Origin of the sequence: Streptomyces sp. NRRL S-495, from assembly GCF_000966955.1 — a bacterium.
Classification (GTDB): Bacteria; Actinomycetota; Actinomycetes; order Streptomycetales; family Streptomycetaceae; genus Kitasatospora; species Kitasatospora purpeofusca.
In genome coordinates this window covers 1-8,072 of sequence record NZ_JZWY01000670.1, presented here as the reverse complement: position 1 = coordinate 8,072, position 8,072 = coordinate 1, and the positions used below count along the sequence as shown (strand labels likewise).

Here is an 8,072-nt window from a genome sequence, read left to right as displayed (position 1 = left end):
CGGCCCGGGCGCGGCGCTCGGCGGGTGCGGCGTGGTGAGCGGACGGTCCGCGGCCGGGGGCCGGACGGTCGAGCGGGCGAGGGCGGTCGGGCGGGCGAGGCTGGTCGAACGGCTGAAGGTGGTCGGACCGCCGGTCGGGGCCGCCGCGGTGGCGCTGGCGCTGCTGTCCGGGTGGACGGCGATCGGCGGCGCCGGCACCGCGCGCCCGGTCGAGGTCGGGCCGGGCTGGCTGCTCCTGCCGTCGGCGGGCGGGGTCCCGTCCACCGCGGCCTTCTTCACGGTCCGCAACCCCGGCGACATACCGGACGAACTCACCGGCGCCAGCTGGGAGTTCGGCGGCAAGGTGACCCTGAAGCGGCATCTGCACCAGGGTGCGGCGGGCAGTTGGGCCCCGGTCACGGCCCTTGAGGTCCCCGAGCGGGGGGAGCTGGCCATGTCCCCGGAGGATGCCGATCTGATGATCATAAATCCACCCCCTCTGAAGGTCGGCCAGTGGGTGGAGTTCACCCTGACCTTCCGCAACAGCCCCGCCCTGCGGGTCAAGGCGGAGGTCCGCCCACCCGGCGGCCGCCGCAGCTGAACCCCGAGGAGGCCCGGCCCCCGTCCGAAGCCTCCTCGGCCCCACCGGGTGGGCCACTCGCGTCGAGGGTCGGTGGCCCACCCGGCCGGGGACTCCGGGCCCGACCGACGGACTGTCGGTCGGGCCCGGTAGTTTGTGGACCGCCCTTCCGGGGGCCGCCGGGAATTCGGATGCTCTGACCAGGGAGTCCGTGCTTTCCTGTGTCACGCCGTCACCCCGTGACGCCGTCGCGCCGTCGTACGTACCGTCGCGCCGTCGCGCCGTTCGCGGAGGGTGGTGGCGGTCGCACGCCCGGCAGCCCTGCCCCGCACCGAGGAGTCCTCCCATCAGTACCGTGATACGCCGGTCCGCCCGTACCGCCCTGGCCACCGCCGCCTGCGGCGCCTTCCTCGCCGGCGGCCTCGCCGCGTGCGGGACCGTCCAGCAGCTCAACGCGGCCGACAAGGTGTCGAAGGCCTTCGAGACCTTCGGCAGCGGCAAGTCCTTCAGCGCCAAGCTGTCGGTCGACGCCACCCCCGCGCAGATCCAGGCCTTCGGCGCGGCCACCGGTGAGGAGATCGACAAGGACAGCGCGGCCGCGCTGGCCGCCGTCAGCCTGTCGATCGCCTTCAGCGCGGACAAGCCGCTCAAGGACATCCAGCCGACCAAGGGCGCCGGCAACGGCGCCGCAACGGCCGCCGACCCGTCGGTCTCGGCCTCCTACACGCTCACCGGCAAGGGCGGCGCACCGCTGGCGGAGCTCCGCCAGGTCGGCGGCAAGACCTACGCGCGCGGGGACCTCGCCGGGTTCGCGCAGCTCGTCGGTGAGAACGCCGCCGAGGTCGAGGGGCTGGCCGAGGGCCTGCCCACCGCCCTGGGGAACGCGCTGAAGGGCCAGTGGGTCAGCTTCGACGCGAAGGCCCTCGAAGCCACGGGCGGCACCGGAGGCACCGGCGGGGCGGGCGGGGCCGCGACCCCCGCGCCGACCCTGGACCCGAAGGCCGCGGAGAACCTCAACGCCTCGCTGAAGGACATCCTCACCCGCGACCTGTCCTTCGAGGACAAGGGCAAGCAGGACGGCAAGGACCGGATCACCGTCACCGCCCCGGCCCGCAAGCTGACGGACGACCTGCTGAAGGCCGTCGAGCCGCTCGCCAAGGACATCCCGAACCTCGGCAAGCTGCCCAAGTCCGCCCCGGCCAAGGTGCCGGACCGCCCGCTGGCGCTGGACCTCTACCTCGACGGCGGCGCGCTGTCCGTCGTGACCTTCGACCTGGCCCAGCTGGAGGAGAAGGCCGGTCCCGGCACGCCGCTGCCGCTCCGGATCGCGTTCGGCCACGACACCCCGGCCGTCCAGGCGCCCGCCGGCGCCACCGAACTCGCCACCGAGGACATCAACGGCCTCTTCGGCGAGCTCGCCGCCGCGGGCGGCGGCGCTGGTGGCACGGACGGACCGGCCGCGCCGCTCACCGACGCCCAGGTCAAGGAGCTGACCCGGGACGGCGCCATGAACGAGGAGCAGGTGCGGCTGTACAACTCGTTGGGCCTGGGCTACCAGGACATCAAGGACCTCGCCGACCTGAAGGCCTGACCGTCCGGTCGGCACGCCCCGACCCCGGCCCGGCACGCCCAGGCCGGGCCCGGGGCCGCTACGCCGGTGACGGCCCGGGGCGTGCCGACAGGTCCAGCACGTCCTCGACCGGGCGGCGCGGGGTGGCCGCACCGGCCGGGCCGTAGCCCATCCGCAGCACCAGCTGGACGTGGCGGGGCCCGTCGGCCGGGTCGCGCAGGCGCCAGCGCAGGTCGGGCCACTCCACCGGCTGGTGCCACACCGTCAGCCGCAACCCGTGCACGGTGGCCAGCAGCCAGACCCGCTCCAGTGCCTGCCCCGCCCGCAGCCAGTCCGCCGGGCCGTCCCCCGGGGTGCTCAGCGTGCAGAGCCGGGGCAGCGCCTCGAACCGTTCGGACGTCTGCGCCGGCCCCTCGTGGTGCGGCGGCCGCCCCGCGTACTCGCGCGTCGGCACCCGGGCGTCGTGGTCCTGCGGGCCGAGCACCGCGTACGGCAGCCCGTCGACGGCGGCGGGGGCGGACGGGTCGGCCCCGGCGTCCGGCCGGAGCCAGGAGTGGGTCTCGGCCTGCCGCGCGGGGTCGTGGGCGATCCGGTCCTCAGCCTCCGTGGTGACCGCCAGCACCCGCCGCACCCCTGCCTCCCCCAGAACGGCGAGCGTCGTGCCCTCCTCCCCGGCGGCGGCGACCAGCTCGGCGGCGACCGCCTCAGGGACGTCCTGGTCGGTGAACGGCCGCCGGCTGGAGCGGCGCTCGGCGATCGCGGGGTAGAGGTCCCGGCCGAACGGACCTGCGCCGCCCGTCCCAGCGGTACCGGCCGTCCCGGCGGGCCCGGACAGGTCCAGGACGGCGAGCAGCTGCGGGTCCGCCGGATCGGGCAGCAGCCGGACGACGGCCGCCCGGCCGAGCCGGGCACCCGCGACCCGCAGATTGAACAGCGCCGCGCCGGCCGCGACGTGCAGGGCAGCACCACTGGCATCGGCGAGCGGCACGGCCCGGCCCTGATCGGCGTACACCTCGACACCCCGGCCGTCCGGGGTCGGCCGGAAGCGCCACGGCTGGCTGTTGTGCAGCGACGGCGCCGCGCCACCCGCGGCGGCGAGCATCCGCAGGTCGGCCGGAGTGAGAGCTGATGGGGTCATGGTGATCCTCTCCTGGCCTCGACACCCCGGGGCCCGGCCTCATCGGCCGCACGCCCCGATACCCCCGAGCGTGCGCCGCCCCCGCGCCCGTCGCAAAGGGTCCAACGGCCCGCTTCACCGCCGGTGCCCCGGCACTGTCGGCGGCCGGCGTTACTCTCCGTGCCCGCCATCGGACCGGAGGAGCATGAACCCACCGGGGCGAGGAGGAGGACCACCACCTCGACGACTACTACCGCGACACCGGCGATGCGTTCAGGGGTGGGGGACGACGGCGACCGGGGGGTGGGCGTGGTGGAGGACGGCGTGGGTGGTGCGGCCGAGGCGGGGGGCGAGGTCGTGCGGGCGGCGTCGGCGGCCGACCACCAGCAGGGCGGCGCCCTCGGTGTCCTCGACGAGGGTGCGGGCCGCTCCCAGCCGGGCCTGTTCGACGACCTCGATCTGCGGGTACCGGGCGCGGTGGCCGGCCAGGGCGGCGGCCAGGGCCTTCTCCTCGGCGGCCTGGAGCTGGGCCGTCTCAGTGCCGGAGGGCAGGAAGCCGACCACCGCGAAGGACGCCGGGAGGTTCCAGCCGTGGACGGCGCGGACGCGGGCGCCACGCAGTTCGGCCTCGCGGAAGGCGAAGTCGAGCACGGTGTCGCTCGGCGCGCCCGCGTCGACGCCGACCACCACCTCGGGCACGGTCCCGGTGGCGCTCTCCCTGGCGCTCTCCGTGCCGGTCTCCGGCCCCGGCTGCCGGACCACCACGACCGGGACGGCCGCGCGGCCCGCGACCGCCATGCTCACCGAGCCGACCAGCAGCCCCTTGAAGCCGCCCAGGCCGCGCGAGCCGAGGACGAGCAGATCCGCGTCCTCGGTGGCCTCGGTGGCCGCGACCAGGCCGTCAACGGCGGCGTCGAGCACCACATCGGTCTGCACGGTGAGGCCCGGGTGCCGGGCGCCGACCTCCTCCGCCACGGCGGCCAGCATCCGCTGGGCGGCCACCGGCAGGTCCTCCGGGTCGGCGAACGAGGCACGCCCGTCGGTGAGCCACGGCCAGGCGTGCAGCAGCCGCAGCGGGGCGCCCCGCCGCAGCGCCTCCCCGGCGGCCCAGTGAGCGGCGACGGTGCTCTCGGGCGAGCCGTCGACTCCGGCCAGGACTGCGGGCGTCATGGGTGTTCCTTCCGCTGCGGGTCCGCGGTGCGGGGCGCACCGTCGGGGGCACTGCCGGGTGGCACTGCCGGGTGGCTGTTCCGGGTGCCGGGCAGTTGTCGGACGCGCGCCCTCGGCGTGCGCTGACGCACCGTCGGCCCCCTCCCCCACCCTGGTCGGCGGACCGTTCGGCGGCCAGGGGCCACAAGGCCCTGTCCGCCGGGTCCTAGGGCCTGGATCGGGGCCTGGGGCGCGGGGGTGGCTGCCGACCGGCGCGCGAACGGCCACGCACCTCTCCCGTCCTGCTCGTGACCGACCCCGGCGTCCCCCGCACGTGCCTGCGGCACTAACGTGAATCCGACAAACCACCTGATCGGACCATACGTCCATCAGGCTGTCGGACTGTCTCCGGCGATTCCGGACCAGCAGCACGAACACACGAGGAGGACGCCGGTGGGCGGCGCGGAGGACACGCGGACGGGCACCGGCGGAGACCAGCGCGGACGGGCGGACGGCACCCCGCCGCCCGGCTGCCCCGCCCACCCGGGGCAGCCGCAGTACTCCGGCCGGCCTCAGCGGTCGGGACAGCCCCGGCAGTCCGGCCCAGCAGAGGAGGCACCGCAGCCCCGCGCATCGTCCGGCGGCGGCCCGCGGATCCCGCAGCTGCGCCTGGACGAGCTGCTGGAGGAGCTCCAGTGGCGGATCGACGCGGCGCGCGGCACCCGGGACCGGGTGCACAGCCTGCTGGAGGCGGTCCTCGCGGTCGGCCGCGAACTGGACCTCGCCCAGGCGCTGCACCGGATCGTCGAGGCCGCCGCCGACCTGGTCGACGCCCGCTACGCGGCGCTCGGGGTGATCGGCGCGGACGGGCACTCGCTCTCGCAGTTCCTGACGGTCGGCCTGAGCCCCCGGGAGATCGAGGCGATCGGCCCGCAGCCGACCGGCCGGGGCATCCTCGGCGAGCTGATCCGCGACCCGCAGCCGCTGCGCTGCCCCACCCTCTCCGAACACCCGGCCTCGGTGGGCTTCCCGCCGAACCATCCGCCGATGCACACCTTCCTCGGGGTGCCGGTCCGGGTGCGCGGCGAGGTGTTCGGCAATCTGTACCTGACCGACAAGCGGGGCGGACTGGACTTCGACGCGGACGACGAGGCGGTCATCTCGACCCTGGCGGTCGCGGCCGGGGTCGCCATCGACAACGCCCGGCTGTACGAGGAGGCGCAGCGCCAGCAGCGGTGGCTGCGGGCGAGCGCCGAGATCACCCGCAGCCTGCTCTCCGGCGCGCCCCGGCTGGAGGTCGTGGAGCTGATCGCGCGCCGGGCCCGGGAGATCGCGGGCGCCGAACTGTCCGATGTGTCGGTGGCGTTGGCCGATCCGGGCGAGCGGGCGGCCGAACTGACGGTGGAGGTCGCGCTGGGCGGGCGGGCGGAGGCCCGGCTCGGGGTGACGGTGCCGGTGGACGGCACGCTGTCCGGCGCCGCCTACGCCTCGGGCTCACCGGCGACCAGTGACGAGCTGGAGCACGACGAGCGGTTCCCGGCGGGGCCCCCGGGGCGGTTCGCCGGGCTGGGTCCGGCCGTCGCGGTGCCGCTGGGCACCGGTGGGGGGTTCGGGCGCGGTGTGCTGCTGCTGGCCCGGGCGAACGGGCAGCCGCCGTTCACGGCCGAGGAGACGGGCCCGTTGCTGGGCTTCGCCGACCAGGCCGCGCTGGCCCTGGAACTGGCGGAACGGCGGCGGGACGCCGAGCAGTTGACACTCCTGGAGGACCGTGACCGGATCGCCAGGGACCTCCACGACCTGGCGATCCAGCGACTGTTCGCGACCGGTATGACCCTGCAGAGCGCGGGGCGGCTGATCGAGAGCCGGAGCGCGGCCGACCGGGTGAGCCGGGCGGTCGCGGACCTGGACGAGACCATCAAGATCATCCGTTCGACGATCTTCGGCCTGCGCGCCCACAGCGAACCCGATCGGGGCCTGCGCGCCCGCGCCACCCGCGCTGTCGGCGAGGCCCAGGCCACCCTGGGCTTCGCGCCGCGGCTCAGCATGGAGGGGCTGCTCGACACCGATGTGCCGCAGGAGCTGGCCGAGCACGTCATGGCCGTCCTCGGCGAGGCCCTCAGCAACGCCGCCCGGCACGCCCGCGCGAGCCGGGTGGAGGTGGCCCTGCGCGCGGCCGGCGGCACGGTGACGCTCACGGTGACGGACGACGGCGTGGGCATCCCGCCGGCCGGACGCCGCAGCGGGCTCCGCAACCTCGCCGAACGGGCCGACCGCGCGGGCGGCACCTTCGACCTCCACACCGCCGAGGACGGCGGCACCCGTCTGGTGTGGGAGGCCCCGCTGGGCGTGTAGCGGGCGCGGCCCGGACCGTACTCAGGCGGCCGCGCGCTTGGCGAAGACCGTGATCCTGCCGACCGCGGCGGCCATGGTCACCGACACGTGGTCCGTGCCGGGCCCCCCGTCGGTGACGGTGATGCACAACGGGGTGCCGAGGAGGGTGGCACCCTCGACCTTGGTGATCGTGTAGCCGGGGTAGCTCCCGACGAACCTGCCGGAGGCCTCGAGGCGCGTCTGGATCAGGAAGTCACCGGACTGCCGGGTGCCGACCTCGTTGCAGGCGGCCAGCCGGGGCGCGGGCGCGGAGGCGGCACTGGGGACGGCCGCCGAGGCCGCCGGGGCCAGGGCCAGGACGGAGAGGGCGGCCGCGGCCGCGAGACGGGCACTTCGTGTACGCATGGCTGTCATGCGGCGATCGTCCACCGCGGCCCGTCCGCGCGCGAGCGGACCGGGAGGCCGACTGCTCCGAACGCCTGGCCGCGCGCCCCGGCCGGGCCCTCAGACCGCGTCGGGGGCCAGGTGGCGGCCGACGACCAGTTCGGGGGCGATGCGGATCTCCGCGCGGGCGCCGGACGCCGGGGACGGGCGGCGGACCTCCGCGCGACCGAGGACGGTGACGCACCAGCCGGTACCGTCGGCGCCGTCCACCTCGTCGGCCTCGAAGGCGATCACGGCGCCGTCGACGGCGCGGGCCAGTTCGGAGCCGGGCACCGTCGAGAGCAGCACGCCGCCGAGCGGGTCCAGCCGGAAGCGGACCGGGAGGACGGCCGGCAGGGCGCCGACCGTGTAGACCACGCGGCCCACTCCGGCGCGGCGCAACAGTTCCAGCGCGCGGGCCTCGTCCAGGCCGGGCCCCGGCCCGGCACCCCCCGGCCCGGCACTCCCCGGCCGCCGCCCGACGGGCGGCTCGACCTGCACGGACGCGGCTTCACGATCGGCGTTCATGCGAGCGATCGTCACCCGTCGGGCGGGGGCGGGGCGAGGGCCGATGGTCCCTCCGAGAGTCCCTCCCGCGCGTCCGCCCGCAGGTCCGTCCGGCCCGGGGCCGCCGTCAGCGCGCGAGATGTCAGCCGCGCGAGCCGTGGCCGAGGACGCGCGCATGGTGGGCCGACCGCTCCGGGACCCGCTCGGCGGCCGCCGACCGGCGCAGCTCGGTCGCGATCAGCGCGGCCTGGACGCGTCGCTCCACACCCAGCTTGGCGAGCAGCCGGGACACGTGGTTCTTGACCGTCTTCTCGGCGAGGTAGAGCCGTTCACCGATCTGACGGTTCGTCAGACCCTCGCCGATCAGCGCGAGCACCTCCTGCTCGCGGGCGGTCAGCTCCGGTCCGCCCGTGGCC

At 76.1% G+C, this 8,072-nt stretch carries 8 protein-coding genes; 3 read left to right on the top strand and 5 right to left on the bottom strand.

Annotated features, from left to right (window positions below; all coding sequences use genetic code 11):
- On the top strand, nt 1–580 hold a 580-nt coding region (locus VR45_RS30485; RefSeq protein ID WP_159394408.1), incomplete at its 5' end, for a copper chaperone PCu(A)C.
- A 334-nt stretch (nt 581–914) separates the two neighbouring features.
- Nucleotides 915–2,150 carry a hypothetical protein gene (locus VR45_RS30480; RefSeq protein ID WP_045943095.1) on the top strand — a complete coding sequence of 412 codons (1,236 nt, stop codon included), beginning with the start codon at nt 915–917 and terminating at the stop codon, nt 2,148–2,150.
- Nucleotides 2,151–2,208: 58 nt separating this feature from the next.
- Here VR45_RS30480 and VR45_RS30475 read toward each other — a convergent pair whose 3' ends face one another.
- Together VR45_RS30475 and VR45_RS30470 are read right to left on the bottom strand one after the other, a co-directional pair.
- Entirely contained in the window at nt 2,209–3,267 is a 1,059-nt protein-coding gene (locus VR45_RS30475; RefSeq protein WP_045943094.1) for a hypothetical protein, read from the bottom strand.
- Between the two features lie 252 nt (nt 3,268–3,519).
- Nucleotides 3,520–4,416, bottom strand: coding sequence for a universal stress protein (locus VR45_RS30470; RefSeq protein ID WP_045943093.1), 897 nt, complete (start codon nt 4,414–4,416; stop codon nt 3,520–3,522).
- 633 nt (nt 4,417–5,049) lie between these two features.
- Between VR45_RS30470 and VR45_RS30465 the strand changes: the two genes are divergently transcribed.
- On the top strand, nt 5,050–6,747 hold the full coding sequence (locus VR45_RS30465) for a GAF domain-containing sensor histidine kinase (RefSeq protein WP_045943097.1): 1,698 nt from the start codon (nt 5,050–5,052) through the stop codon (nt 6,745–6,747).
- Between the two features lie 21 nt (nt 6,748–6,768).
- Here the strand turns inward: VR45_RS30465 and VR45_RS30460 are convergent, their stop codons facing one another.
- The 3 genes from VR45_RS30460 to VR45_RS30450 all read right to left on the bottom strand — a co-directional run.
- A complete protein-coding gene (locus VR45_RS30460; RefSeq protein WP_045943092.1) occupies nt 6,769–7,131 on the bottom strand; it encodes a hypothetical protein in 363 nt (120 codons plus the stop codon).
- A gap of 99 nt (nt 7,132–7,230) precedes the next feature.
- Nucleotides 7,231–7,677 carry a pyridoxamine 5'-phosphate oxidase family protein gene (locus VR45_RS30455; protein ID WP_078896968.1) on the bottom strand — a complete coding sequence of 149 codons (447 nt, stop codon included), beginning with the start codon at nt 7,675–7,677 and terminating at the stop codon, nt 7,231–7,233.
- 121 nt (nt 7,678–7,798) lie between these two features.
- Nucleotides 7,799–8,072, bottom strand: a 274-nt coding sequence (locus VR45_RS30450) for a response regulator transcription factor (RefSeq protein WP_045943091.1), incomplete at its 5' end; no start/stop codon positions are given.

What these genes read in the sequence shown, in the direction of transcription:
- VR45_RS30475 (WP_045943094.1), bottom strand. Translation starts at nt 3,267, where the DNA reads ATGACCCCATCAGCTCTCACTCCGGCCGACCTGCGGATGCTCGCCGCC.
- VR45_RS30470 (WP_045943093.1), bottom strand. Translation starts at nt 4,416, where the DNA reads ATGACGCCCGCAGTCCTGGCCGGAGTCGACGGCTCGCCCGAGAGCACC.
- VR45_RS30460 (WP_045943092.1), bottom strand. Translation starts at nt 7,131, where the DNA reads ATGCGTACACGAAGTGCCCGTCTCGCGGCCGCGGCCGCCCTCTCCGTC.
- VR45_RS30455 (WP_078896968.1), bottom strand. Translation starts at nt 7,677, where the DNA reads ATGAACGCCGATCGTGAAGCCGCGTCCGTGCAGGTCGAGCCGCCCGTC.